Source organism: Streptomyces sp. NPDC001027, assembly GCF_040299045.1.
In the GTDB taxonomy this organism is placed as follows: Bacteria; Actinomycetota; Actinomycetes; order Streptomycetales; family Streptomycetaceae; genus Streptomyces.
The window spans coordinates 12210-38617 of record NZ_JBEPBI010000024.1; the positions used below are offsets into that span (position 1 = coordinate 12210).

General features: G+C 70.5%; 22 protein-coding genes and 2 pseudogenes. 6 read left to right on the top strand and 18 right to left on the bottom strand.

The annotated features are described in order from the left end of the window. Window positions 1-3 precede the first annotated feature (3 nt). The 14 genes from ABT300_RS10250 to ABT300_RS10315 form a co-directional block, all read right to left on the bottom strand. Window positions 4-936, bottom strand: coding sequence for an ABC transporter permease (locus ABT300_RS10250; RefSeq protein WP_351673869.1), 933 nt, complete (start codon window positions 934-936; stop codon window positions 4-6). Window positions 937-1009: 73 nt separating this feature from the next. Beyond that, complete coding sequence (locus ABT300_RS10255; RefSeq protein ID WP_351673836.1) at window positions 1010-1822, bottom strand: ABC transporter ATP-binding protein; 813 nt, start codon at window positions 1820-1822, stop codon at window positions 1010-1012. Next, window positions 1819-2949: an aliphatic sulfonate ABC transporter substrate-binding protein gene (locus ABT300_RS10260; protein WP_351673837.1), complete on the bottom strand. Its 1131-nt coding sequence runs from the start codon at window positions 2947-2949 to the stop codon at window positions 1819-1821. The genes ABT300_RS10255 and ABT300_RS10260 overlap by 4 nt, the downstream gene beginning before the upstream one ends. 236 nt (window positions 2950-3185) lie before the next feature. Then, window positions 3186-4520, bottom strand: coding sequence for a sulfate adenylyltransferase subunit 1 (locus ABT300_RS10265; RefSeq protein ID WP_351673838.1), 1335 nt, complete (start codon window positions 4518-4520; stop codon window positions 3186-3188). Between the two features lie 2 nt (window positions 4521-4522). Further along, window positions 4523-5461 carry a sulfate adenylyltransferase subunit CysD gene (gene cysD / locus ABT300_RS10270; RefSeq protein WP_351673839.1) on the bottom strand — a complete coding sequence of 313 codons (939 nt, stop codon included), beginning with the start codon at window positions 5459-5461 and terminating at the stop codon, window positions 4523-4525. Further along, on the bottom strand, window positions 5458-6066 hold the full coding sequence (gene cysC / locus ABT300_RS10275; protein ID WP_351673840.1) for an adenylyl-sulfate kinase: 609 nt from the start codon (window positions 6064-6066) through the stop codon (window positions 5458-5460). The genes cysD and cysC overlap by 4 nt, the downstream gene beginning before the upstream one ends. Before the next feature lie 5 nt (window positions 6067-6071). Then, window positions 6072-6782 (bottom strand): phosphoadenylyl-sulfate reductase, encoded by a 711-nt coding sequence (locus ABT300_RS10280; RefSeq protein ID WP_351673841.1) that lies wholly within the window; start codon window positions 6780-6782, stop codon window positions 6072-6074. Continuing rightward, entirely contained in the window at window positions 6779-6967 is a 189-nt protein-coding gene (locus tag ABT300_RS10285; protein WP_351673842.1) for a hypothetical protein, read from the bottom strand. The genes ABT300_RS10280 and ABT300_RS10285 overlap by 4 nt, the downstream gene beginning before the upstream one ends. Further along, window positions 6964-8661, bottom strand: a complete 1698-nt coding sequence (locus ABT300_RS10290) for a nitrite/sulfite reductase (RefSeq protein WP_351673843.1) — start codon at window positions 8659-8661, stop codon at window positions 6964-6966. Before ABT300_RS10290 ends, ABT300_RS10285 begins: the two co-directional genes overlap by 4 nt. 173 nt (window positions 8662-8834) lie before the next feature. Next, a complete protein-coding gene (locus ABT300_RS10295) occupies window positions 8835-8918 on the bottom strand; it encodes a putative leader peptide (protein WP_309486338.1) in 84 nt (27 codons plus the stop codon). 165 nt (window positions 8919-9083) lie between these two features. Next, the gene (locus ABT300_RS10300; protein WP_351673844.1) at window positions 9084-9656 is read right to left on the bottom strand and encodes a GNAT family N-acetyltransferase; all 573 of its coding nucleotides are present in this window, start codon (window positions 9654-9656) and stop codon (window positions 9084-9086) included. A gap of 16 nt (window positions 9657-9672) precedes the next feature. Then, complete coding sequence (locus ABT300_RS10305; protein WP_351673845.1) at window positions 9673-11007, bottom strand: hypothetical protein; 1335 nt, start codon at window positions 11005-11007, stop codon at window positions 9673-9675. A gap of 166 nt (window positions 11008-11173) precedes the next feature. Continuing rightward, window positions 11174-12451, bottom strand: a complete 1278-nt coding sequence (locus tag ABT300_RS10310) for a helix-turn-helix domain-containing protein (RefSeq protein WP_502977912.1) — start codon at window positions 12449-12451, stop codon at window positions 11174-11176. 321 nt (window positions 12452-12772) lie between these two features. Next, window positions 12773-14422: an acyl-CoA dehydrogenase family protein gene (locus ABT300_RS10315; RefSeq protein ID WP_351673847.1), complete on the bottom strand. Its 1650-nt coding sequence runs from the start codon at window positions 14420-14422 to the stop codon at window positions 12773-12775. 123 nt (window positions 14423-14545) lie between these two features. On the opposite strand from ABT300_RS10315, the pseudogene ABT300_RS10320 reads away from it, so the two are divergent. The 3 genes and pseudogenes from ABT300_RS10320 to ABT300_RS10330 all read left to right on the top strand — a co-directional run. After that, window positions 14546-15676, top strand: a pseudogene (locus tag ABT300_RS10320) (YihY/virulence factor BrkB family protein); the annotation flags it as partial. Between the two features lie 504 nt (window positions 15677-16180). Next, window positions 16181-16671, top strand: a pseudogene (locus ABT300_RS10325) (helix-turn-helix transcriptional regulator); the annotation flags it as partial. Window positions 16672-16681: 10 nt separating this feature from the next. After that, a complete protein-coding gene (locus tag ABT300_RS10330; protein ID WP_351673848.1) occupies window positions 16682-17458 on the top strand; it encodes a helix-turn-helix domain-containing protein in 777 nt (258 codons plus the stop codon). A 169-nt stretch (window positions 17459-17627) separates the two neighbouring features. Here ABT300_RS10330 and ABT300_RS10335 read toward each other — a convergent pair whose 3' ends face one another. After that, window positions 17628-18023: a VOC family protein gene (locus tag ABT300_RS10335; protein WP_351673849.1), complete on the bottom strand. Its 396-nt coding sequence runs from the start codon at window positions 18021-18023 to the stop codon at window positions 17628-17630. A gap of 274 nt (window positions 18024-18297) precedes the next feature. On the opposite strand from ABT300_RS10335, the gene ABT300_RS10340 reads away from it, so the two are divergent. Both ABT300_RS10340 and ABT300_RS10345 read left to right on the top strand, forming a co-directional pair. After that, a complete protein-coding gene (locus tag ABT300_RS10340; RefSeq protein WP_351673850.1) occupies window positions 18298-18948 on the top strand; it encodes a ThuA domain-containing protein in 651 nt (216 codons plus the stop codon). Between the two features lie 296 nt (window positions 18949-19244). Beyond that, window positions 19245-20165, top strand: a complete 921-nt coding sequence (locus ABT300_RS10345) for an isocitrate lyase/PEP mutase family protein (protein WP_351673851.1) — start codon at window positions 19245-19247, stop codon at window positions 20163-20165. 239 nt (window positions 20166-20404) lie between these two features. Here ABT300_RS10345 and ABT300_RS10350 read toward each other — a convergent pair whose 3' ends face one another. The 3 genes from ABT300_RS10350 to ABT300_RS10360 all read right to left on the bottom strand — a co-directional run bounded on the left by ABT300_RS10350 (window position 20405) and on the right by ABT300_RS10360 (window position 24057). Further along, window positions 20405-21460, bottom strand: coding sequence for a LacI family DNA-binding transcriptional regulator (locus tag ABT300_RS10350; protein ID WP_351673852.1), 1056 nt, complete (start codon window positions 21458-21460; stop codon window positions 20405-20407). A 276-nt stretch (window positions 21461-21736) separates the two neighbouring features. Continuing rightward, window positions 21737-22861 (bottom strand): LacI family DNA-binding transcriptional regulator, encoded by a 1125-nt coding sequence (locus tag ABT300_RS10355; protein WP_502977910.1) that lies wholly within the window; start codon window positions 22859-22861, stop codon window positions 21737-21739. Between the two features lie 182 nt (window positions 22862-23043). Beyond that, window positions 23044-24057, bottom strand: a complete 1014-nt coding sequence (locus tag ABT300_RS10360; protein WP_351673854.1) for a hydroxyacid dehydrogenase — start codon at window positions 24055-24057, stop codon at window positions 23044-23046. Between the two features lie 391 nt (window positions 24058-24448). Here ABT300_RS10360 and ABT300_RS10365 point away from each other — a divergent pair, with 391 nt between their 5' ends. Beyond that, complete coding sequence (locus tag ABT300_RS10365) at window positions 24449-26191, top strand: carboxylesterase/lipase family protein (RefSeq protein ID WP_351673855.1); 1743 nt, start codon at window positions 24449-24451, stop codon at window positions 26189-26191. Window positions 26192-26408: the final 217 nt, after the last annotated feature.

The window sequence follows — 26408 nt, forward strand, 5'->3', positions numbered from 1 at the left end:
GCGTCAGCTCTTCACCAGCAGGCCGCGGCTGCGCAGCACCCACCGCTCGAGCGGACTGAAGATCAGCAGGTCGATCGCGATGCCGACGAACAGGATCAGCAGGATCGCCTCGAACACCATCGACATGTCACTGGCGTTGCGCCCGTTCTCCAGCAACTGTCCGAGGCCGACGCCGAGATCGGGGAACGAGGCGATGATCTCCGCCGCCATCAGCGAGCGCCACGAGAACGCCCAGCCCTGCTTCAGACCCGCCACATACCCCGGCAGCGCGGCCGGCAACGTGATGTACACGGTGCCCTTCAGCCCCGTCGCGCCCATCGTTCGGCCGGCCCGCAGGAACAGCGGCGACACCTGGTCGACCCCGGAGACCAGTCCGTTGGCGATGGACGGCACCGCGCCCAGCAGGATCACGGCGTACATCATCGAGTTGTTCAGGCCCAGCCACAGCACCGCCGGCGGCACCCACGCCACCGACGGCAGCGACTGGAGGCCGGACAGGATCGGGCCGATGGCCGCCCGCACGAACTTCACCCGCGCCACCAGCAGACCCAGCGGCGTGCCGATCGCCAGGGCGAACGCGAAGCCGAGCAGTCCTCGCGAGACGCTCGTCCAGATGTAGCCGAGCAGCTCGCCCTGGAGCCACGCCTGGCGGAGCGTGTGCCAGACGTCCAGCGGGGAGACCAGCTTGGTCGGGTCGTCGACCGTCTTGAAGGTGATCTGCCAGACGGCCAGCAGCAGCGCCGTCGCGACGACCGGCGGCAGGACCTTGTCGACGAGGGTCCGCCGGAAGGGCGCCCGCGCGGTGGGCGCGACGACGTCCAGCGCGTCGAGACCCGCCTCCACGCCGGCCAGCCCGGTGGCCTGCGCCTCCGCCGCGGCGCGCTCCGTCGCCGTGTCCTTCGACACCGTCGTCTTCGTCACGGTCGTCCTGTCCATGGTCGTCCCGTCCATGGTCGTCCCGTCCACGGTCGTGCTCGTTCCCGTCGGCTTCGCGCCCGGCGACGTCGTCTCAGTGCTGGCCATGACGGCGGATCTCCCCACGCAGGACTTCGGTGATCTCGAGGGACAGTTCCGCAACAGGGGCGTCCTCGATGCGGCGCGGCTGCGGGATGTCCACCGTCCACTCGCGCGCCACCCGGCCGGGCCGGGAGGACAGCAGGACGACGCGCTGGGCGAGCCGCACCGCCTCGCGCACGTTGTGCGTCACGAACAGGACGGACAGCCCCGTCTCCCCCCAGATCCGGGTGAGCTCGTCGTGCAGCACGTCCCGCGTGATGGCGTCGAGCGCCGCGAACGGCTCGTCCATCAGCAGCAGTTGACTCTCCTGCGCCAGCGCGCGGGCCATGGCCACCCGCTGCCGCATACCGCCGGAAAGCTCGTGAACACGCTTTCCGTACGCGCCCTTCAACCGGACCAGCTCGAGCAGCTCCTCGGCCTTGCCGCGCCGCTCGGGCTTCGCGACCCCCCGCAGCTTCAGGGCGAGCTCGATGTTCTTGCCCGCCGTCAGCCACGGGAACAGCGCGTGCTCCTGGAACATCAGCGCGGGGCGGCCGTTCGTGGTGATGGACCCGACGGTGGGCCGGTCGAGCCCCGCCACCAGGTTCAGCAGGGTGGACTTGCCGCAGCCCGACGCCCCGAGCAGGGTGACGAACTCGCCGGGCGCGACGTCGAGCGTGATGTCGTCCAGGACGAGCTGCTGCCCGCCCGGACCCGCGAAGGACTTCGAGACGTGGTCGAGGCGTGCCGCGTACGCCGCGGACTCGGTGGGCTCGGCGGCCTTGGCGAAGGTCGTGGCCATGGTCGTCACCTCCTGGGAACTCATCGGGACTTCGGTCGGTCGACACCCAGACCGGCGTCGTCGACGGCGGGCTCGCCCTCGGCCTCGAGGACCCTGTTCAGGATCGTCAGGTCGTAGATGCCCTGCAGGTCGGGCTTCTTCAGCAGACCCGCGTCGACCGCGTGCGCCGCCTCGACGCCGAGGGTGGCCGCCAGCGGGTCGTCGGTGAACCGGATCGACTGCCACGCCAGGTCCAGCACGTCGGCGGGCAGCGCCTTGCCGGAGTCCGTCTCCAGCTGCCGGTTCGCCGCGGCCTTCGCCTTCGCCGGGTTCGCGCCGATCCACCTGTTGGTCTCCACCGAGCCCTTCAGCACGGCCTCCACCACCTTCGGGTGCTGCTCGAGGAACTTCTGCGACACGATGACGTTCGTGATCACGAACTTCTTCCCGGGCCACAGCGACGCCTCGTCCAGCAGCACCTTGCCGCCCTCGGCGAGCAGCTTCGAGGCCGTCGGCTCCGGCACCCATGCGCCGTCCACCGAGCCCGACCTGAACGCGTCCGGCGTCACCTTGTTGTCGCTGCGCACGACGGTCACGTCACCCCTGCCGCTCTGCGCGTCGACCTTCCAGCCCTGTTTCGCGATCCAGTTCAGAAACGCCACATCCTGCGTGTTTCCGAGCTGAGGCGTGGCGATCCGCTTGCCCTTGACGTCCTCCAGCGAGGTGATCTTGTCCGGATTCACCACCAGCTTCACCCCGCCGGACGCCGAACCCCCCACGATTCGCAGGCTCCTGCCGTCGGACTTGGCGTACCCGTTGATCGCCGGCGACGGACCGATCCAGCCGATGTCGAGGGAGCCGGCGTTCAACGCCTCGATCTCCGAGGGGCCCGCGTTGAACGTCGCGTACGACGCCCTGGTGGCGCCCAACGCCTTCTGGAGGATGCCCTGCTCCCGGCCGACGAGCGCGGTCGCGTGCGTCAGGTTGCCGAAGTACCCGATCCGCACGGTGTCGAGCCCGTCGATCTTCTGCGCCCCCGCGGCGACCTGCTCGTTGGCGTTGCCGTCCTTGGCCTGCGAACCGTAGCCGCAGGCCGCGAGGGCGAGCAGGGGCAGGGCCGCCAGGGCCGCGACGCCGCGGCGAAGCCGTGACAGGGGGAGAGTGGCAGGCACCGGGAGGGGTTCCTCTCGTCGGCCCGGCGGTCACGGTCTCTCAGGTCGTGGCCGGGAGGTCGGCAAAGGGCTTTCGTCGTGTCGACGACGGCGGGCGGGGCGAGGGGGCGCGCAGGCGGAGCGCGGACGTCAGCCCGCACATCGCGCGACGCCGCCCTGCCCGCTGCCGAGGGCGCCGCTGCCGACCCGGCCGCCCTCCTTCGCGAATGTCGCGTACACGTCGGTCGCGGCCATGGTCAGAAGTCCCAGCCGTCGTCGTCGGCCGCGTCCTTGACCGGCTCCGGCGACGCGAACGACTCGCCGACCATGCCCGCGGTGAGGGTCGTGCCGTCGGCCGGGTCGATCAGGATGAACGAGCCCGTACGGCGCGAGTCGGCGTAGGAATCCACGGGAAGCGGTTGCGCGGTGCGGATCTTCACCCGACCGATGTCGTTGGCGACGAGCTGTCCCGGGTGCGGGTGCAGGGACAGGTCGTCGAGCGTGAGACGGGACGGGATGTCCTTCACGATCGCCTTGACGGTGCGGGTGCCGTGCTTGATCAGCACCCGGTGCCCGACGGTCAGCGGCTGGTCGGCGACATGGCACACGGTCGCCTCGACGTCCTGGGTGGTCGCCGGCGCGTCCTTGGTGGGCACGATCAGGTCGCCGCGCGAGACGTCGACGTCGTCCGCGAGCAGCACGGTCACCGACTGCGTCGTCCACGCCGCGTCCACCGGCTCGCCCAGCAGGTCGATGCCGGAGATCGTCGACGTGCGACCGGAGGGCAGCACGGTCACCGGATCGCCGACCCGGAAGGTGCCCGCCGCGATCTGGCCCGCGTAGCCCCGGTAGTCCGGGTGCTCGGCGGTCTGCGGCCGGATCACGTACTGGACGGGCAGCCGGGCGTGGCAGTGCGCGAGGTCGTGACTGACCGGAACCGTTTCCAGGTGTTCCAGGAACGTCGGCCCGCCGTACCAGTCCATGTTCGCCGACGGATCCACCACGTTGTCGCCGGCCAGCGCCGAGATCGGGATCGCGGTCACCTCGGGCACGCCCAGCTCGCTGGCATACGCCGTGAACTCCTCGGCGATCGCCGCGAACACCGGCTCCCGGTAGTCGACCAGGTCCATCTTGTTGACGGCGAGGACGACGTGCGGAACCCGGAGCAGGGCCGCGATCGCCGCGTGCCGGCGGGTCTGCTCGACGACGCCGTTGCGGGCGTCGACCAGGATCACCGTGAGCTCCGCGGTGGAGGCGCCCGTCACCATGTTGCGGGTGTACTGCACGTGTCCCGGGGTGTCGGCCAGGATGAACCGCCGTCGGGGCGTGGCGAAGTAGCGGTAGGCCACGTCGATGGTGATGCCCTGCTCGCGCTCGGCGCGCAGCCCGTCGGTGAGGAGCGCCAGGTCGGGCGCTTCCTGACCGCGGCTCGCCGAGGCGCGCTCGACGGCCTCCAGCTGGTCGCTCAGGATCGACTTGGAGTCGTGCAGCAGCCGGCCCACCAGGGTGGACTTGCCGTCGTCGACGGAGCCCGCGGTGGCGAACCGCAACAGGGTCGTGGCCGAGAGTTCCTCGGCGGTGATGGTGCTCATGCTTAGAAGTACCCCTCGCGCTTGCGGTCTTCCATCGCGGCCTCGGACATCTTGTCGTCGGCGCGGGTCGCGCCGCGCTCGGTCAGCCGGGAGGCGGCGATCTCGGCGATGACGTCGTTCAGCGTCACCGCGTCGGAGTCGACGGCCCCGGTGCAGGACATGTCACCGACGGTGCGGTAACGCACGAGACGCTTTTCGACCGTTTCCCCGGCCTTGGGACCGCCCCACTCGCCGGCGGTCAGCCACATGCCGGCCCGCCGGAACACCTCGCGCTCGTGCGCGAAGTAGATCTCCGGCAGTTCGATGCCCTCGCGGGCGATGTACTGCCAGACGTCCAGCTCGGTCCAGTTGGAGAGCGGGAAGACCCGGACGTGCTCGCCGGGGGCGTGGCGGCCGTTGTACAGGTTCCACAGCTCGGGACGCTGGCGGCGCGGGTCCCACTGCGAGAACTCGTCGCGCAGGGAGAACACCCGCTCCTTGGCGCGCGCCTTCTCCTCGTCGCGCCGGCCCCCGCCGAAGACCGCGTCGAACCTCTCGGCCTGGATCTTCTCCGTGAGCGGCAGCGTCTGGAGCGGGTTGCGGGTCCCGTCCGGACGCTCCTTGAGCGCTCCGCGGTCGATGTACTCCTGCACCAAGGCCACATGGAGGCGCAGCCCGTGCTCGGCGACCACACGGTCGCGGTACTCCAGGACCTCGGGGAAGTTGTGTCCGGTGTCCACGTGCAGCAGCGAGAAGGGGACGGCGGCCGGGGCGAACGCCTTCAGCGCCAGGTGCAGCATGACGATGGAGTCCTTGCCGCCGGAGAACAGGATCACCGGCCGCTCGAACTCGCCCGCCACCTCGCGGAAGATGTGCACCGCCTCGGACTCCAGCGAGTCCAGGTGGCTGAGGGCGTACGGGCTGACCGTGCCCTCCTCGGTCGCGGCGACGGTCGTCGTCATGCCAGTCCCCTCTCGCTGAGCAGGGCGTACACCGACGCCGCGGACTCCTGCACGGTCTGGTCCTGGGACTCGATCCGCAGATCGGGCGACTCGGGCGCCTCGTAGGGGTCGTCGACCCCCGTGAGCCCGCTCAGCTCGCCCGCGGCCTGCTTGGCGTACAGGCCCTTCACGTCACGGACCGAGCACACCTCGACCGGAGTCGCCACGTGCACCTCCAGGTAACCGGTTGCGCTCTCCTGGTGGCGCTTGCGCACGGCCGCACGGCTGTCCGCGTACGGCGCGATCACCGGGACGAGCACCTTGACTCCGTTACGGGCCAGCAGCTCGGCCAGGAAACCGATGCGCTGCACGTTGACGTGCCGGTCCTCGCGGCTGAAGCCGAGGCCCGCGGAGATGAACTCGCGGATCTCGTCGCCGTCGAGCACCTCGACGAGGTGGCCCTCCTCGCGCAGCCGGCCGGCCAGCTCGTACGCGATGGTGGTCTTGCCGGCACTCGGCAGACCCGTGAGCCAGACGGTGGCTCCGGTCGTCACGTGGTTCTCCCGGTTCGTAGGGGGATGGGGGGTGTTGACAGGGGCGGCGCTGTTCGGGGCGGTCGCGGTCATGGCGGTCAGCCGTGCAGTCCGCACTCGGTCTTCCCGCGTCCCGCCCAGCGCCCGGCGCGCGCGTCCTCGCCCTCGAGGACCCGGCGGGTGCACGGGGCGCAGCCGACGGAGGTGTAGCCGTCCATCAGCAGGGGGTTGGACAGCACGCCGTGCTCGGTGATGTAGGCGTCGACGTCGTCCTGGGTCCAGCGGGCGATCGGCGAGATCTTGACCTTCTGGCGCTTCTCGTCCCAGCCGACGACCGGGGTGTTCGCCCGGGTCGCCGACTCGTCGCGCCGCAGGCCGGTGGCCCAGGCGCGGTAGCCGCGCAGCCCCTCCTCCAACGGCTGCACCTTGCGCAGCTTGCAGCACAGGTCGGGATCGCGGTCGTGCAGCTTCGGCCCGAACTCGGCGTCCTGCTCGGCGACCGTCTGACGCGGGGTGAGGGTGATGACGTTGACGTCCATCACCGCCTCGACCGCGTCCCGGGTGCCGATGGTCTCGGGGAAGTGGTAACCGGTGTCGAGGAACACCACGTCCACGCCCTTGAGGACACGGGAGGCGAGGTGGGCGACCACGGCGTCCTCCATGGAGGACGTGACACAGAACTGCCTGCCGAAGGTGTCCACCGCCCACTGCAGGATCTCGAGCGCCGAGGCGTCCTCGAGATCGCGGCCGGCCTGCTCGGCCAGCGCCTTCAACTCGTCGGTCGAACGGCCTTCCTGAAGCGTCGTCATATCCGGTCCCCTCCCGTTTCGGTGCGCTGAACGCCCCGGGACAGCAGCCCGAGGAACTTCAGCTGGAATGCGCGGTTGCACGCCGCGCATTCCCAGGCGCCGTGACCGCCCTGCAGGGCCTCGCTCGGACGCAGGTCCTCGTCGCCGCAGTAGGGGCAGTGGAAAGGGGCGGCCCGCTCGCTCATGAAAGGGCCTCCTCGCTGGCGCGCGAGGCCCAGACGGCGAACCGCTCGCCGTCCTCGCGCTCCGCCTGGAACCGCTTGAGAACGCGTTCCACGTAGTCCGGAAGCTCGTCCGAGGTGACCTTCAGGCCGCGGACCTTGCGGCCGAAACCGGCTTCGAGTCCGAGCGCGCCGCCCAGGTGCACCTGATAGCCCTCGACCTGCTCGCCCCGCTCGTCGAGGACCAGCTGGCCCTTGAGACCGATGTCCGCGACCTGGATGCGGGCGCAGGCGTTCGGGCAGCCGTTGAGATTGATGGTGAGGGGCTCGTCGAAGTCCGGCAGGCGGCGCTCCAGCTCGTCGATCAGCTGGGAGCCGCGCTGCTTGGTCTCGACGATGGCCAGCTTGCAGAACTCGATGCCGGTGCAGGCCATGGTGCCGCGCCGGAACGTCGAGGGCCGGGCGGTGAGGTCCAGCGCCTCCAGTCCCTCGACGAGCGAGGCGACCTGCGCCTCCTCGACGTCGAGGACGATCATCTTCTGCTCGACGGTGGTCCGGACCCGCCCCGAGCCGTGTGCCTCGGCAAGCTCGGCGATCTTGGTCAGGGTCGTACCGTCCACCCGGCCGACCCGCGGTGCGAAACCGACGTAGAAACGGCCGTCCTTCTGGCGGTGCACGCCGACGTGGTCGCGCCAGCGGTCCACCGGCTGGTCCGGGGCCGGGCCGTCGACCAGCTTGCGCTGCAGGTACTCGTCCTCCAGCACCTGCCGGAACTTCTCGGCTCCCCAGTCCGCGACCAGGAACTTCAGACGGGCGCGGGTGCGCAGACGCCGGTAGCCGTAGTCACGGAAGATCGACAGCACGCCCTCGTAGACGTCCGGGACCTCGTCCAGCGGCACCCAGGCGCCGAGCCGCACGCCCAGCTTGGGGTTGGTGGACAGCCCGCCGCCGACCCACAGGTCGAAGCCCGGCCCGTGCTCGGGGTGGCGGACGCCGACGAACGCGACGTCGTTGATCTCGTGGACCACGTCCAGCACGGGGGAGCCCGAGATGGCCGTCTTGAACTTCCGCGGCAGGTTCGAGTACGCCTTGTTGCCGAGGACGCGGCGCTTCATCTCCTCCAGCGCCGGGGTCCCGTCGATGATCTCGTCCTCGGCGATGCCGGCGACGGGGGAGGCGATCATCACACGCGGGGTGTCGCCGCACGCGGTGACCGTGGACAGGCCCACCGCCTCCAGGCGGTTCCAGATCTCGGGCACGTCCTCGATGCGGATCCAGTGGTACTGCACGTTCTGCCGGTCGGTGAGGTCGGCGGTGCCCCGCGCGAACTCCTGCGAGATCTCGCCGATGACCCGCAGCTGCTGCGTGGTCAGCGCACCGCCGTCGATGCGCACCCGCAGCATGAAGTACTTGTCGTCCAGCTCCTCCGGCTCCAGGATCGCGGTCTTGCCGCCGTCGATCCCGGGCTTGCGCTGGGTGTACAGACCCCACCAGCGCATCCGGCCGCGCAGATCGTTGGGGTCGATCGAGTCGAAGCCCCGCTTGGAGTAGATCGTCTCAATGCGTGTCCGCACATTGAGACCGTCGTCGTCCTTCTTGAACTGCTCGTTGCCGTTGAGCGGGGTGTGGTGCCCCGCGGCCCACTGGCCCTCGCCGCGGTGACGGCTCACCTTGCGGCGGGGAGTCGCGGCTGCAGGCTTCTGCGGGGTGGCGGCCATGGTTGATACGTCCTTCGGGACAGCAGCGGGAGGTGTCGGCGCGCAGCGCCGTCCGGCGGTGGTCGGGTGACGGGGGGAGAGGCTCCGACCTGCGCGTACGGGCGCACAGGAGCCGTGCGCTTCGTTGCGCAGGGGGGAGGCTGTACTCAGATGTCGGGCGGGGCTGCGGCTCGTCAGCTCGCCGGACAGATGGCGCTGGACATGCGGCCGAGGTCGACGTGCCGCCGACTCACCAAGGCAATTCCAGTTCCGGACATGGCGAAAGCGTGTCACGGCGATCTGGACACAGTCCAGCTTCGTCCGCGATGCGGACATCCTTGTCCCGGAATGCGAGACAAGGGTGTCCTCTGTCACATGACGTGCGGGGTCTCTTGTCCGCGCAGGTCACCACAGGTAGGGAAGGGCGGTTCAGGAAGAGCGGTTCAGACGGGGAACGCGCCCGGCCAGGGGCCCGGAGCCGACGCCTCGGCCTGTTCCTCGACCTTCGTGTCGAACAGGGTGAAACCGCGCCGCTGATAATTTTCCATCGCGTGCTCGCCGTCCAGACTGCAGGTGTGCAGCCACACCCGCTTGGTCTGAGGCAGCACCGGCCAGCGCGCGGTCAGGTCCCACGCCCGGGCGGCGCCGTACGACAGCAGGTGCCCGCCGATCCGCCGCCCGCGGAACGCCGGCAGCAAACCGAAGTAGACGATTTCGACGATCCCGTCGTCCTGCGGCTCCAGCTCCACGTACCCGGCCGGGGTGCCCCGCTCGTAGGCGACCCACGTCTCCACCCCGGGACGGTCCAGATGCTCCCGCCACTGCGCGTACGTCCAGCGCAGCCGGTCGATCCAGCGAATGTCCCCGCCGACGGACGCGTACAGGAAACGGCTGAACTCGGGGGAGGGGACCTCGGAGCGGACGATCCGCACATCGCCCTCGGGCGCGGCGGCCGGCAGGAGGTCGCCGGGATCGGTCTGCTCCAGGGACCAGGTGGTCACGGGGATGTTCGTCATGCCCGCCAGGGAACCATCACCGCGACATTCTGTCGATCGAGGCCAGCGGCAGCGCGAACAGCGCCCGGCCCGACTGCGTCCAGACCTCGCCGGTCGACGCCCAGTAGGACAGGGACTCCGTCTGCGTGCTCCAGCAGCTGTGCCGGCCGGCCGCACCGCACTCCGCGGCGCCCGAGCCGCCGTCCTTGTCGTCGCCGGACCTGCGCTCGCGGTCCGTCCCGCCGGGGCTCTGCCGCCACAGCGTCCCGTGCTCGTCGTCAGGGCCGGCGGCGCGGGTCACGTACCACTGCGCGTCGTAGGACAGCACGCCGCGCACCCCCGTGATCTTCGTCGTGTAGGCCTCGGACGCCGTCGCCCGCCCGCTCGGACCGGTGGCGAGCAGACCCGCATGGCCGGGCGCGGTGCTGAACGGGTAGCGCCACAGACGGGCGCCGCGGTCGCCGTCGTCGAGCGTCCACTCCCCGGCGACCAGGCTGTCCGGCGCGGTGCTGCGGTCGAGGGAGACGGTCGAGGGATGCGGCGCGCCCGGGCCGCCGCTCAGCTCGTAGGAGCCGACGGCCGGCAGCACGAAACCGTATCCGTGCGCCGACCAGCCGCCCGGCACCCGGCCCACCGCGTCAGCGGCGACCGTGGCGCGCTGCACACGGTTCATGTCGTACACGTACAGCGCGGACCGGTCCCCGTCGTCCGCGGTGACCAGCAGCTTGTCCTGGTACCAGACCATGCCGGAGACGTGCGAGACCAGCCCGCGGTAGTCCCGACCGTCGTCCACCGGGACGGCGAGCAGCGCCCAGGTGTAGGAGAGGCGGCCGAGATCGCCGGCGTTCACGAAGCCGACCCGGGCCAGGCCCCGGTCCGCCCCGCCGCCGCTGCGCGACCAGCCGGAGAGGATCACCCGGTTCGAGCCCCACACGCCGTCGTCGTCCGCGTCCCCCGACGTGGTGACCGCGCCGGGACGCCAGCCCGCCGTGTCGTCGGTGTTCCAGCAGTACGCGCGCGTGGCCGTGGGGGCCGCCGGCAGGGCCCGCCGCTCGGCGGACGAGCAGTCGATGGCGTCCCGCAGGGTGCGGTCGGCGCCCTCCAGCACCGCGCTGACGCCGACCGGCCGGCCCATCCCGGCCGCGAGCCGGTCCAGGGAGGCCTGCGGCACCATGTTCTCCGTCAGCCGCAGCTCGGCGACCTCGGACGCCGCGGTGAGCGGCTTCAGCTCCCCCGGGCCGTCATGGGTGACCGTCGCCTGGGAAGCGCTGATCACGGTGGCGGCGGCGGTCAGGGCGAGAGCGGTTCCGGACAGGAACGCCCGCAGTGCCCTGCCGCGCCTGCGCCGGCGGTGTCGGCCGCGCTGTCTCATTCGCCCTCCCGAGGCGGGCCAACTGCGCCTGATGATCCATACGTTGACAGAGGAGCAGGTGGGGTGACCCGTAGGGCGATGCTACGGCAGTCAGCTGCCCTGGAGGACGAAGTCCGCGCAAATATGCGGAAGACGCTGCAGGAAGAACGCGGATGAATCACCGTTGCTACGGTGACGACGTTCTGTTTCTGACCACCGCCGGCGCGGTCGAATGGGGCAACAGTCCCCCGGGATCCGCGGGCAGCAGCACGTCGACCTCGGCGTCCTCGCAGAAACGATACGGCCTGTGTTCCAGAAATCCCCCCAGGTAACGCCGCACCCGGGACATCTCGGCCCGCACCGTCACCGTACGGTCCGCGTCGCCGAACATGTCCTGCGCGAGCTCCGCCGCGCTGCGCCCCCCGCGCTGCGCCGCCAGCAGATACAGCAATTCCGCATGCCGGGGACTGAGTTCGTGGGACCACGAGCCCGCGTCCCCCGACACCGTCACCGACCACCGCCGGGGTCTGGTCAGATCCAGCACGATCCGGCTCCGACCGCTCGGCGGCCGCCCCGCCGCCTCGTCCACCGACCGCACCAGCCAACCCCCCGCCAACGGCTCGAGGGTGCACAGCCCCAGCGCCGGCAGCCACCGACGCCCGGGGGACGGCGACTTGGGGAGTGCGATCCGGCTCGTGTACGGCATCCCGGTCACCGCGGCCGTCCAGCCCTCGCCGTCCACCGCCGCCGCCCGGCCGCCGATCCGGGCCAGCGCCGGAGCCGCCACCGCACGCAACCGCTCCAACGAACCGAGATGCCTCTCGCGCAGCCTCGACTCGGCGAGCTTGGCCACCGAGTCGACCCAGGCGAGAGTGGCCGGGTGCATCGTCTCCAGCGGCCCGCTGACGTCGACGACGCCCAGCAGCCGGCCGTTGCGCGGGTCGGTGATCGGCGCGCCCGCGCAGGTCCAGGCGGCGTGCGACCGCACGAAATGCTCGCCGGCGAACACCTGCACGGGCCGGCGCACCACCGCCGGCGTGCCCACGCCGTTGGTGCCCACCACCGCCTCGCCCCAGTCCGCGCCCAGCTCGAAGCCGAGCCCGTCGGCCTTGCGCAGCACCGGGCCGCAGCCCTCGCGCCACAGCACCCGGCCCTCCCCGTCGGCGACCACCATGATGTGGTGGGCGACGTCCGCAACCGACAGCAAGCCCTCCCGCAACACCGGCAGCACCTCGCGCAACGGCGACTCCTCACGCCGCCGCCGCACCTCGTCGGAGCTCAGCAGCCCCGATCGCACATCACGCTCCGGATCGACGCCACTGCGCAGCAAGCGCTCCCACGACTGCTCGATCACCGGACGCGGCGCGACGCGCACCCGCTGGCCGGCCAGCCGGGCGTCACGTACCTCGTTGAGCACCCGCGCCGCCCGCGCGGCGTCGACGGCCGCGAGCTGCGGCACGTTCATCGGCGGCATCGCCACTGGGCCTCCCGGCGTTGGACACGAGCTGAGAACCGGATGTCAAGCGCCTGCGCCGACTGTTTCCGGTCTTACTGAGACATCCCATCTTGCCGTCCGTTCGTGACGGAGGGACACACTCCGGTCACAACAGCCGAAAGTTGCAACCCCCTGCAACCCTGGTGAACATCCACAGGTTGTTTGAAACTTGAGCCACGCCGTCCCGAGCGGCGATTCTGGCCTCGCAGGGCCATTGCGGCGGGGGTGGTGCCGTGTCGGCGCAGCACCACCCCCGCTTCCTGTTTCCCACACTTTCTCAGCGACCGGACGTCACTCCCCGGGAGCGGCCCGCTCGACGAGCGCCGCCAGGCCCAGGCTGTTCGGCAACGTCCCGAAGGCCGCGCCCCCGTCCCCGCCCAGCCGCGAGGCGCAGAACGCGTCCGCCACGGCGGGCGGCGCGAACCGCACCAGCAGCGACCCCTGGAGCACCAGAGCGAACCGCTCCGCCAGCCGCCTGGCCCGCCCCTCGACCCCCTCCAGATCGGCCAGGTGCGTCAACAGATCCTTGATCGCGCCGTCCAGCCGATGGTCGGCCCCCCGCGCCCGGCCCACTTCGTGGAGATAGGCGTTCAACGCCTGCGGCTCCCGCTGCAACGCGCGCAGCACATCCAATGCCTGGACGTTGCCCGCGCCCTCCCAGATCGAGTTCAGCGGCGACTCCCGCACCAGCCGGGGCATCCCCGACTCCTCCACGTAACCGTTTCCACCGAGACATTCCGACGCCTCCACCGCCACCGGAGCACAGCGCTTGGTCACCCAGTACTTGGCCGCCGGAACAGCGATCCGAAGAAACGCCTGCTCCTGCTCGCCCCCGTCGTCGCACGCCGCCGCGAGCCGCAGCGCGAGCGTGGTCGCGGCCTCCGACTCCAGCGCCAGATCCGCCAGCACGTTGCGCATCAACGGCTTGTCGACGAGCTTCCCGCCGAACGCCGCACGATGGGAGCAGTGATGGACCGCCTGCGCCACCGCCTGCCGCATCAGCCCCGCCGACCCCAGCACACAGTCCAGCCGGGTCGCCGCCACCATGCCGAGGATGGTCCTTACCCCGCGCCCCTCCTCGCCGACCCGACGCGCCCACGTCCCGTCGAACTCGACCTCGGCGGAGGCATTCGACCGATTGCCCAGCTTGTCCTTCAACCGCTGGAGACGAAAGACGTTGCGGGAACCGTCTTCGAGAACGCGCGGAACGAGGAAACACGTCAGCCCGCCGTCGCCCCCGCCGGACGCCGTCCGCGCCAGCACCAGGAATCCGTCCGACATCGGAGCCGAACAGAACCACTTGTGCCCCGTCAGCTCGTACGCACCGTCCTCCGCGAGGGGAGCGGCGACCGTCGTGATCGCCCGGACGTCACTGCCGCCCTGCTTCTCCGTCATCCCCATGCCGAACAACACACCGGCCTTCGACCCGGCCGGCCGCAGCGCCCGGTCGTAGATCGTGGACGCCAGCCGCGGCTCCCACTCGGCGGCCAGCGCCGGATCGGCGCGCAGCGCGGGCACCGCCGCGTGCGTCATCGACAGCGGACAGCACGTGCCCGCGTCGACCTGCGTCCACACCAGGAACCCCGCCGCCCGTCGCACATGCCCGCCCGGCCGCCCCCAGGCGCCGGTCAGCCCGGCCCCCACACCCTTGCCGAGCAGCCGATGCCATGCCGGGTGGAAGTCGACCTCGTCGACCCGGCGCCCGTGACGGTCGTACGCACGAAGTTTCGGAGGATGGACGTCCGCCTGCGTCGCCCACTCCTGCAGCTGCGCGGACCCCGCCGCCCGCCCGAGCGCCGACAACTCGCCGCGCACCTCGTCGAGCAGCGCCGGATCCAGGTGCCGTTCCACGGCCGCCACCAGCGCCTGGTCTGCGCCGTAGACGTCGTATCCGGTCAGGGGCGGGGGCTGGTTGGTCACCGTGTGCGTACTGCCTGCCATGGCCCGAACCTACCCCCGGGTACCGCGGTCATGACCGTCAGCGGCCCGCGCGCCGCTCCCCGACCCGGTGAAGAGGCCTTGCCGGGGGTGAGTGGAGCCCCGAACGGCGGATACCTTTAGGGCGTGCAGCCAGCAAGTCAGTCATCCGAGCAACCCGGGAGCCCCGCAGGGCGTCTCCACCGGGCGCGCGCCCTTTACCGGAACGTCTCCAAGCGGCGGACCGCCTGGCTGCTGTTGAAGGACACCGTCAACTCCTGCATCGAGTACCGCATCCTCGGTCTCGCTGCGGAAGCCGCTTTCTTCACGTTGCTCTCGGTCCCTCCGCTGCTCCTCAGCCTCATCGGTCTGCTCGGCTACGTCGACGACTGGACCGGTACCGACACCATCACCAGCCTGGAGGCCAACCTCCTCGACGCCTCCCGCACGGTCCTGTCCGACAAGGGCGTGCGGCAGATCGCGCAGCCGATCCTCGACGACGTGATGACGGGCGGCCGCCCCGACGTCATCTCCATAGGCTTCCTGTTCGCCCTGTGGTCCGGCTCGCGCGCGGTGAACGTCTTCATCGACACCATCACCGTCATGTACGGCCTCGACGGCGTCCGCGGCATCGTCAAGACCCGGCTGGTGGCCTTCCTGCTGTTCGTCGGAGCCCTGTTGATCGGCTCGGTCGCGCTGCCTCTGATGGTCGCCGGACCGGACGCGGTGGTCCGCGTCGTCCCCTGGTCGACCACCGTCGTGCAGGTTCTGTACTGGCCTGTCGTGATGGTCCTGTCCATCGCGTTCCTGACCACGCTCTACCACGTCTCCGTGCCCGTCCGGTCGCCGTGGATCGAAGACGTCCCCGGCGCCCTCGTCGCCCTCGCCATGTGGGTGCTCGGCAGTTTCCTGCTGCGCATCTACCTGACGAGCACCATCGAGGGCGCCACCATCTACGGCTCCCTCGCCGCCGCCGTCGCCGTCCTGCTGTGGATCGGCGTGTCCGCGTTCGCGGTACTGGTGGGAGCCGCCGTCAACGCCGCCATCGACCGGGTCTGGCCGGCCGCCGCGACCGCCGCCGCCCGTGCCGCCAACGAACGGCTGCGCCAGGAGGAGGCGGCGGAGTACGTCGCCCGCATGGCCGCCGCCCGTTCCTACGAGGACGAGGACCCGGACGACCCCGACATGCCCTCCGAGTTCCCCGAGCGCTGGTCCCGCTTCCTTCCCCCGGAGGACGTGACGGGACGCTTCCGAAGCCATGTGAAGAGCGCCGCGAAGGGAAACGGCGTGAACGGGGTGAACGGCGCGAACAGGGGAAACGACAGCAACGACGCGGACTGTGCGGGCACGGGCGGAAACAGGCTGGACGCCGGAAACAGCGTGAACACGGGAAACAGCGTTACCACCGGAAACGGCGTGAATCTCGGAAACAGCGGGAATCCGGGCGGCAGCAGCGGTATGGGCGGCAACGACGGAAACAGCGGCGTCAGAGGAACCGGCGGAAACGGCGAGGAACAGTCTCCGGGGCGGTGAGGAGCAGTCTCCCGGACAGTGAGGAGCAGTCTCCCGGACAGTGAGCCGGGAGAAAAGCTGTAGCCAGTACAGCTTTCAGAAGCCCGTTTCCACCACCTCCCTCACGAACTCCGCGAAGTCGCGCGGCGCCTGCCTTTCGGCCGACCACCTCTCGGATGCCGGCCGAAAGGCAGGCGCCGCGTCAGTCCGACAGCAATTCGAACAGCGCCTCAGAAACGCTGTTTCCTCCGGCGGGAGCCCGAAACCGGCCGTCTGCTGGACGTTCTCGTGATCGCGGCGTTGCGGGCTGCCTGGCTCTCCGCCCGGAAGCGGCCGCGCCGGCCTGGTAGCAGGCGTTGGCCGACCTGTCGTCGGCCGCTTCCTGCGCCACGTCCAGGAGAACCTCGCCCTCACCACTGGAGCGTCGTTCCCCCTCGCGAGGAAGGCGGGCCCCTCCCAGGCGGCCATGGCCCGTCGGTTCACCGACCTGGTCGGCGAACTCCGATGACCTGCCTCGTCGGCCGGCGCGTCGCCCTCGCCGACAACCGACCGACTTGTGCGACAGAGAGGGCACTGTCGGCTGGGATCCGTCACCGTCCCGCCAGATCGGTTACGGGAGCGCATTCTCCCTGTCCAGTGCCTTTAGGCGAGTGTGCGGCGTCAGTCCGCAGGGACACCGGACGAGGGCGGTTCGGAGGGCAGGCGGCTGGGGCAGGCGTGGCCGTGTGAGGGCGACGCAACTGTCTCTTCCCGCGGCGTAGGCTGGCAGGCGTGTACGAGGAGCGAGCCTCCCGGCTGGCCGGGGCGGTGGTGTGGACCAACACGCCGTCGGCCTCGCCCCGTGCGTTTCCCGTGTTGCCCGACGGCTGCATGGACCTGCTCTACAGCGAGGGCAGGCTGCTGGTCGCCGGACCGGACACACGTGCCCATGTACCCGACGGTCCGCCGGTGACCTGGTCGGGCATCCGCTTCTTCCCGGGTGCCGCGCCTGCCCTCCTCGGTGTACCGGCCCACGAACTGCGCGACCAACGCGTGGAGTTGGCGGATCTGTGGCCGGCGTCCGAGGTGCGGCGACTGATCGACCGGATCACCGCCGCAGTCCAACCGGCCACGGCGCTTGAGTCATTGGCTCTGGAACGTGCGGCTCCCCCCGACCCGGAACTGCGCCGTCTCGTCACCGTCCTCGCCGCAGGCCGCGGGGTCGCTGCGACAGCCGACGAACTCGGCATCGGAGCGCGCCAGCTGCACCGTCGTTCGCTCGTCGCCTTCGGCTACGGACCCAAGACGCTGGCCCGGATCCTGCGTCTGCAACGAGCTCTCGCGCTGGCCCTCGAAGGTGTGCCCTATGCGGACACGGCGGCCCGCACCGGATACGCCGACCAAGCCCATCTGGCTCGTGAGGTGAGGGAGTTCACGGGCTCCACCCTGCGCGACCTGCTCCTGAACCGGCGGCAAGCGACGGCAACTCCGCGGACCGGCCCTGCCGACCCGGTGCATCGGACGCGGTCGGCCGAACCGCAGGGCCGCCCATCCGCACGAGCACCTTGATCCGGCGGAGCCGGCCTGGTGGCCAGTGGGCCAGGTGGGCCGGGTCTGGTGGGGCGGGCGTGGTGGGTCAGCCGTGCGGGTCCGGTGAGCCGACGGGGGTGCTCTGTGGACCGGCCGGGCGGGTTCGGTGAGCCGCCCTGCACAGCGCCCGTCATCGAGAGTGCGGGGCCTACTGACCCAGCGGCGCGAAGAGGTCGACGCCGTTGCCGTCAGGGTCGTGCACGACGGCGTACCGCTGGCCCCAGAAGGCGTCCCAGGGCTTCAGCTCGCCCGGGTGTCCGGAGCCCACCAGGTCCGCATACACCGTGTCGACCTCGTCAGGTGTCTCACAGCGCAGCGCGAGCGAGGCCCGTCCGCCGCCTGACGGTGCTCGCCACTCAGGGTGGAACGAGCGGATCGTGTTCTCGGTGTCGAGCAGCAGACGCAGCCCGCCCGGCAGTTCGGCCTCGGCGTGCGGCTGCTCCTCTGAGCCTTCGGGGAAGTCGAACCCCAGCCGGCGATAGAAGGTGACGGAGGCGGCCATGTCGGAGACGACCAGGCCGATGGCATCGAATCGTGGACTCATGAGGCCACGGTAGGCAAGGTCGCCCCAAACGGTCTTGAAAGAAACGGACACGCCACGAGGGACACGGACACGTCAGAACGGGAACGTCAAGATCGCAGGCATGACAGGGCGGCGAAGCCTATGAATCAGGGCGAAGCTGCTTGTGGAACAGCCGACCGGTACGGGCTGCTGGAAACGGCCCCGACGCCCTGCCGCTCGTCCTGCCCTACCCCCTGCGGAAACCTGCAGGGATCATCTCCTGGAACGCTTACTCCACCGTTCTAGGCTCGTTGTCATGAACGCCCGTCTGCTCGTCTACACCCGCACGGCCGCCTACCGCCATGACTCGATTCCGGACGCCGTTGCCGCGGTACGCGATATGGACGAGTTCACCGTTGAGCACACGGAGGACCCTGCGGCCCTGGAAGTCCCGCTGGACGGGTACGCGGCCGTGGTCTTCCTCTCCACCAGCGGTGAGGTGCTCACCCCGGGCGGACGGGACCGGCTCTCCGGGTACGTCGACGCGGGCGGCGGCTTCGTCGGGGTACACGCGGCGGCGTGCACCGAGTACGACTGGCCGTACTACGGCGACCTCCTCGGAGCCCGGTTCGCCCGGCATCCCGAGCATCAGCCCGGCAAGGCGGTGGTCGAGGACCACGACCACCCCGCCACCCGTTCCCTGCCGGCCGTCTGGGACTTCACCGACGAGTGGTACGACTTCCACTCCAATCCACGCGGGCGGGTCCGCGTCCTCGTCACCGCCGACGAGACGTCGTACGAGGGCGGCGGAATGGGCCCCGACCATCCGTTGGTGTGGTGCCGTGGCCAGGGCCGAGGACGGGTCTTCTACACCGGGCTCGGCCACGCGGCCGATGCCTACCGGAGCCCCGACTTCCTCGCACACCTGCGAGGCGGCCTCCTGTGGGCCGCCGGGCTGCGGAACTGAGTGCCGAGCCGAGGCGAACCGGACCGAACCGGACCGAGGCGAACCGGACCGGACCGGACCGAGGCGAACCGGACCGGACCGGACCGGACCGAGGCGAACCGACTGTCGACGACCGAGTTTCCAGTGACGTTTCTTCGGTGAACCGCTTGCGCCATCGGGGTGAGTGAGGACGGCACGAGGGAGGGAGTTCGTGCCCGACACGGACATCCTCGTGTTTCGGAAATCTGTTCCGGAATCTTTTCCGAAACGCCTTGCGGAGATCGTTCCGGAAAAGGGATGTCAGGAGGAGCCGTACGTTGACTCACGGGACCAAGCTGCGGGACCGGATCGCCGGTCCGGGAACGACTCCACTGATCGGCGTGTACGACATGTACTCGGCCTCGATCGCGGCGCAGCACTACGACGGGATGTTCGTCTCCGGTTTCGGCTTCGCGGCCTCGTACTACGGACTGCCGGACATCGGTTTCATCGCCTGGCCGGACATGATGGCGTTCGTGCAACGGTTGCGCGGTGCGTTTCCGACCCACCATCTGCTTGTCGACATCGACGACGGTTACGTGGACCCAGAGGTCGCCTGCCACGTGGTGGAGGGACTCGAGCGGATCGGAGCGTCCGGCGTCATCCTGGAGGACCAGAAACGGCCGCGTCGGTGCGGTCACGCCGACGGCAAGCAGGTGCTGCCGTTGCGCGAATACCTCGCCAAGTTGGAGATGGTGCTGGCCACTCGACAGGACCTGGTGGTGGTCGCCCGCACCGACGCCACCGACGAGGACGACATCCTGCACCGGGCCGCATCCTTGGCGGCGACGGACGCGGACGTGGTCCTGGTCGACGGTGTCCGCAGTGTCGAGTGGATCCGCCGGATCCGCGCCGTGGTCGGAGACAAGCCGCTGCTGTTCAACCAGATCGCGGGCGGCAAGTCGCCCCGGCTCTCCCTGGGCGAGCTGTCCGACCTCGGTGTGAACGTCGCCATTTACAGCACGCCGTGTCTGTTCGCGGCCCATCAGGCCGTGCACTCCGCCCTCGCCGAGCTGAAGCGGACGGACGGCCGACTGCCGGTGTCGGACGCGGTGAACGGCGTGGGAGTGGCGACCGCCACCCGCTTGCTGGAGGGCAACATCGCCCATCGCCGCCCCGCCTCGGGAGACGTGGCGCGCAGCCGGAAATCGGCGACGAACAAGGACGACCTGCGGGACGGGGTGAACGTGGGGGTGTGAGACCGGAGCCCGGACGCGGCATCGGGCCGACCAACGCGGGGCTACGGGTGCGGGTGACGGCGAGCGTGTGAACGTGCCGGCCGAGTTTCCAGTGATGTTTCTGCGGCTGCGGCTGCGGTTGCGGTTGCGGTTGCGGGTTGCGGCTGTGGGGGGAGGACGGCGCGAGGACCGGAAGGCGGGCGAGGCCGGAGGGGCTGGCGGGCGCGGGTCGAGGGCAGTGCGCCGGGAGGGCGGGTCCGTCAGTCCGGCGGCGGTGCCGTACTCGCCCGTGGGACCAGTCGCGTGGACAGTTCCGTCCGGGTTCCCTCCGGATGCTCTCCGTCCATCATCCGCACCAGCAACCGCAGGGCCGTCGCCGCCATTTCCTCGAGCGGCTGTCGAACGGTGGTGAGGGCAGGGGCCGTCCAGCGGGACTCCGGGAGATCGTCGAAACCGACCACGCTGACGTCGTACGGAACCCGCAACCCACGTTCGGCCAGAGCCTGGTACACCCCGAGAGCCATCCGGTCGGAACAGACGAAGACGGCCGTCGGCGGCACGGGCAGGTTCAGCAGCTCGTGCATGCGGCGGTGGGAGACGGACTCGTCGAAGTCGCCGTTGCGGAGGAACTCGGGGCGGTGGGCGACTCCGGCGGACGCCAGCGCCGAGCGGTAGCCGGCGATTCTGGCGTTGCTGCACATCCTGCGGCGCGGTCCGGCGATCACGGCGATGCGCTCGTGGCCGAGTTCCAGCAGGTGTTGGGTCGCCGTCACCCCGCCCTGCCAGTTCGCCGCGCCGACGGAGACCACGTCGGTCGGCGGCTCGACCACCGGGTCGATCATCACGAACGGGATGCGGTGCTGCTCCAGCCAGGCGTACTGAGAGCCCGTCAACTCGGCCAGATTGAACAGGACCCCGGCGGAGCCCCTGACGGTGAGCTTGTCGAGCCAGCCACGCCGCGGACGGCCGGCACGGGTACGGGACAGGGCTGCAGAGACGACAACGTCCAGGTCCGCGTCGTACGCCGCCTCCTCCACGCCGTGCAGCACCGCGCCCGCCCAGGAGCTGTCCAGCGAGTGCACGACGAGGTCGATCAGCCTGGTCGGCTTCGTCGCGTCGAAGCGCGGTCTGCGCACGTAACCGAGTCGGTCGAGCGCCTCGGTGACCCGGCGTCGGGTCTCCGGAGCGACGTCCTCCCTGCCGTTCACCACCTTGGACGCGGTCGGCACCGACACCCCCGCCTCACGGGCGACGACCGCCAGGGTCGGTCCGGCCGGCACGCCAGGACTCGAGCTCGCACCCGCCGTGCGCACCATCGGGAACCACCTCTCCGGCCCCCCGTGGGCCAGCGAAAGTTCGACCGGCGCCATTTCGGAGCCGATCCCGAAACAGACGACCCGCAGAAAGCGCTTGCTATCTTAGGTGTGCCTCGGCGCGGCGTGAAGACACCGGGGAACGGGAGATCATCCCGAGCGCCCTCTTCGGGCCGTAGGGGGATGGGCCTGTGCGCTCAGGCAGCGCTGAAGCGCGGAGAACTCGAAGCACGATGATGCGGGTGTCCGGCGCTGCCGACGCGCGGCGTTTCGACGGTTTCAGCGACTGCGTTTCGGCGGTCGCACCGAGTCCCGTACGACGACGTGGGTGCCCAGGACAAGGTGCTCGGCCTCCCCGCCCTTGCGTCGGGCGGACGCTCCCGCACCCTCTCGGCGATCGGCCACCGCGCGCAGGGCAACCCGGCCCATTTCCTCGTACGGCACGTGGACCGTGGTGAGTCGGGGTGTGAGCCGGGAGGCCAGGGGAGTGTCGTCGTAGCCCGTTACCGACACGTCGTCCGGTACTCGCAGCCCGGCTGCCCGCACCGCTTGCATGGCACCGGCGGCAACGACGTCGGTACCGGCGAGCACGGCGGTGAAGTCCGGAGTCTCGTGCAGGGCGGCCTCCACCGCCGCGTACCCGTGCTCGTCGTCGTACGCTCCGTGCCGCACCAGCCCCGGGTCGAACGGTGCACCGTAGGCCTCGAAGGCCCGTCGTGTCCCCTGCAATCTGCCCTGCGCCGTGGTCAGTCGGGCGGGTCCCGGCAGGACGAGGACGCGCCGATGACCGGCCGACAGCAGGTGACTGGCCATGGCGTAACCGCCGGACTCGTTGTCGTAGTCGACCGTCGTCGCCGGGACGTCGCTCTCCAGCGGCGGCCTGCCGACCAGGACCAGATGCGAACCGGCCGCGTCCAGAGACCGTGCGAAACGGGCCATGCGCAACTGGTATGCGTCGTGGTCGTAGGCTCCGCCGAGCAGGACCACCGCCGCGACGCCCTGTTGGCGCATCATATTGACCAGGGCGAGCTCGCGTTCGGGATCGTCGCCCGTCGTGCCGACGAGCGAGAGCCAGCCGCGCAGCGCGGCCGTGCCTTCGACTCCCTTCGCCACGTGGGCGAACGCCGCGCCGGTGATGTCGTTGACGAGTATCGCCACCGTCGGAGTCCCACCCCCGGCCAGGGACCGGGCATGCGCGTTGGTGACGTAGTCCAGGTCGCCGACCACCTGCATCACGCGGCTGCGAATGTCGTTCGAGACCGGGTAGTTGCCGGAAAGGACCCGGGAAACGCTTGCCACGGACACCCCCGCTCGATGCGCGACGTCCCTTATCGTCACCCGGCCGGCTTTCCCGGTCGTCCTGCTCTGACTCACGTTGCCGCTCCTTACCGTCGTGGCCACCATGACGGTCGCCGTGGGAGGCCTTTGCCGTGGAGACCTTCGTGGCCCGTTCACCGGACGACCGGTGCCCGGCCCCCTGGGGGGTGCGGGAAACGTATCCCAATGCTCATCACAGGGGACGGGCCTGTGGATAACCCCGGCGGCCGCTGGCGACCACCCCGCGGAAACGGGAAGAAGCCCAGCTGTCAGGCCACCCTGGCCAGGTCTGCTCGGCGAACCTCATGGGCGAGCGGAAGACCCTCGGCGAGCCGTTCCATCTCCTCGACGACGATCCGGCCGAGTCGTTCCAGCTCGTTTCCGAGCGATCCGGCGATATGCGGCGTGAGGAACACGTTCGGCAATCGGTACAGCGGGGAGTCGGCGGGCAGCGGCTCGGGGTCGGTCACGTCCAGGACCGCGTGAAGGCGCCCCGCGACCAGTTCGTCGGTGAGGGCGGCATGGTCGACGAGGGCGCCCCGCGACGTGTTGATCAGGACACCGTCGTCGCGGATCAGGGCGAGCCGGTCACGGTCGAGCATGTGCTGGGTCTCCGGGATGTCGGGCGCGTGCAGGCTGACGATGTCGCTGCGCTGCAGCAGTTCCTCCAGGGAGACCAACTGGGCGCCGAGTTCTGCGGCCTCGGCCGCGTCCACGTAGGGGTCGTGCAGGAGAACGTCGAAGTCGAACGGGCGAAGCAGTTCCAGCAGGCGACGTCCCACACGGGAGGCCCCGATGACGCCGACGCGGCGGCCGAGGTTGCCGGTGGCAGAGGTTTCCGTGTGGGTCGGGTGGGCGCGGGTACGACGGAAGCGCTCACGGTGCGCAAAGGCGTCCTTCCCGGCGAGGAGGATCATCGCCAGGGTGTATTCGGCGACGGGAAGGGCGTTCCCGGTGACCGCGCTTGACACCGACACCCCTTGACCCCACAGGGCCTCGCCGACCAGTGAGCGGACCGAGCCCGCGGCATGCAGGACGGTGCGCAGCCGGGGGGCGCCGGCGAGCGCGCCCGCATCCAGACGGGGACACCCCCAGCCGGTGATCAGGACGTCCGCTTCGGCCAGCAGCGACGCGGCGGCGGGATCGCTGAAGTCCCGCACGACCACCCCGGGGTCGATGTCTGCCGTCCGCTGCAGCCGGTCCAGGAGCGGTGCGGGGAACAGCAGGGGGAGATGCACCGGATCCATGGCGAACACGGCCCTGGGCAGCTGCGCGCTGGGCATGACTCTCCTGAGGTGCTGGGGGAAACGTTTCTGAAAGCGTTTTCTACCGTAGATCCGGTCTCGAAGGGCGGTCAATCGGTAGGACGCGGCACGTCGGGTGGGAAAGTTTCGGTGAGTTTCGGGGCGACATGGGGCCTCGCCGGCGCGATCATCGGCAACGGGGGTGTCGGTATCTGCTGCTCTGCGGCCTGGGGGTACGCCAGGGTTCCGTACCCCGGGCAACCTGATTCAGTAACCGTTTTCTAGGAGGCTGCGGTTACGAGCGGCGGGACTCCAGCCACGTCGGGGTACGCCGAACGGAGCTCTCAAGGGCTCGTGCTGCGGAATACCGGCCGCTGTTGTGGTGCTCTGGTCATACCGGGGCGCGAGCGCGGCGAAGGGCTGGTGAGAGATGGCAGCAGACCGGACGAACCCCGTGGGCCAGGCAGGGCCGGGGCCGGACCCCGCCCGCGCCGCCGATCCTGACGCCCGTCCCCTCGTCAGCACTCCTTACGGGGTGGTGCGCGGCAGATACGAACACGGCGTCGCCGTCTTCCGGGGCATCCCTTACGCGTCGCCGCCCTTCGGCGTCCGCCGGTTCAGGCCGCCGACGCCGCCCGAACCGTGGGACGGCGTGCGCGACGCCGGTTCCTTCGGCCCGACGCCGCCGAAACCGCCGTACTCCGACGCCTTCGCCAAATATCTGTCCGACCCCGTCGTGCCGGGCGATGACTGCCTCAATCTCAATGTCTGGACCCCCGAGCCCGGCCCCGGCGCACGGCTGCCCGTCGTCGTATGGCTGCACGGCGGTGCCCTGACCAGGGGCTCTTCGGCGACCCCGGTCTACGACGGGCGTCGTTTCGCGCGCGACGGAACCGTTTTCGTATCGATCAACTACCGACTGGGTGTGGAGGGCTACGGTCTCTTCCCCGACGCCCCCGCCAACCTCGGTCTTCGTGACCAGGTAGCCGCGCTGGAATGGGTCCACCGCTCGATCAGAGCCTTCGGCGGCGACCCCGACAGGGTCACCCTGGCAGGGCAGTCCGCCGGGGCCATCAGCGTCGGCGCACTGATCGCGGCCCCGCAGACGCAGGGCCTGTTCCGGCGCGCCGTCCTGCAGAGCGGACCGCCGGAGGCCCTCGACCGGGACAAGGTCCGCCGCATGGTGCGACGGATGGCCGCCCGGCTGAAGACCCCCGCCACCGCAGAGGCCTTCGCCGCGGTGGACCGGGACCTGCTGCTGCGCACGCAGGCCGAGGTCGGCCGACTCAGCAGCCCGGTCCTCGGAGGTCCAGCCTTCGGCATCGTCGTCGACGGCGATCTCGTGTCTCGTGACCCCCTGTCGGCGCTCGTGGACGGGGACGTCGCCGTCGGCGTCGACCTGCTGTTGGGCTGGACGCGCGACGAGTACCGGCTCTGGCTGGTGCCGGGCGGACTCCTCGACCGCGTCGACCGGCTGGGCGCCGTGGCCCTCGCCGGCGCGATGGCCCGTTGCCACTGCGGGCCCGAGGTGCCGCGCGGCTACCGAGCCCTGCACCCTGAGGCCCGCCCCGCGGAGATCGTCGGTCAGATGGTCACCGACAGCCTGCTGCGGCTGCCCCTGCGACGCCTGGCCGACGCCCGCCCCGGCACGTCGTACGTCTACGAGTTCGCCTGGCCCTCGCGCCGGCCCGGCCTCGGCGCCTGCCACGCCCTCGAACTGGGCTTCGTCTTCGACACGGGCGAGACGCCGGAGTCCGTGAAACTCGCCGGAGACGGAGGCCCCCAGGAACTCGCCGACGCGATGCACGGGGCGTGGACGCGCTTCGCGGCGACCGGAGATCCCGGGTGGGAGGCGTGGAACGCGACGCATCCGGTGCGGATCTTCGGGGAGACCGACGGCGATCGCGAACCGCAGGAACGCGATCGGGCGCCTTCCGGGGCCGACGCGGAGCCGTCCGGGACCGGCGGGTGGGCGTACACCGCTCACGGTGTGCGCGACCGTGAGCTGGCGCTGTGGGTGACGCCGTCACCCAAGGTCGCCCCCATCGAGGAGCCCGACGGCGGGATGCCCGCGGCGGACCCGTCGCCGGCCGGTTTCACGGTACGCGGCACAGAGCTGAGGTCGGCCGTGCGCCGACTGCGCCGGGCCACCGGGGGGACGCGGGAAAGCTGACACAGGCGAGACGTCAGCGGGACAAGAGGGGTGGGGGAGTAAGAGGGCAGCGCGGCCGCAGTGCGCGCGGCGATGGTGGGCAGCCGGCCGAGGACGCCGACCGGAGGGTCGGCCGGGCAGGGACGCGCCCCGCCCGGCACCGGGCTGCTGCGCATCGACAGACGGCCCGCTCTCGACGCGGACTGCGGTGAGTGTGACGGCCTGCCGCAGCTCACGA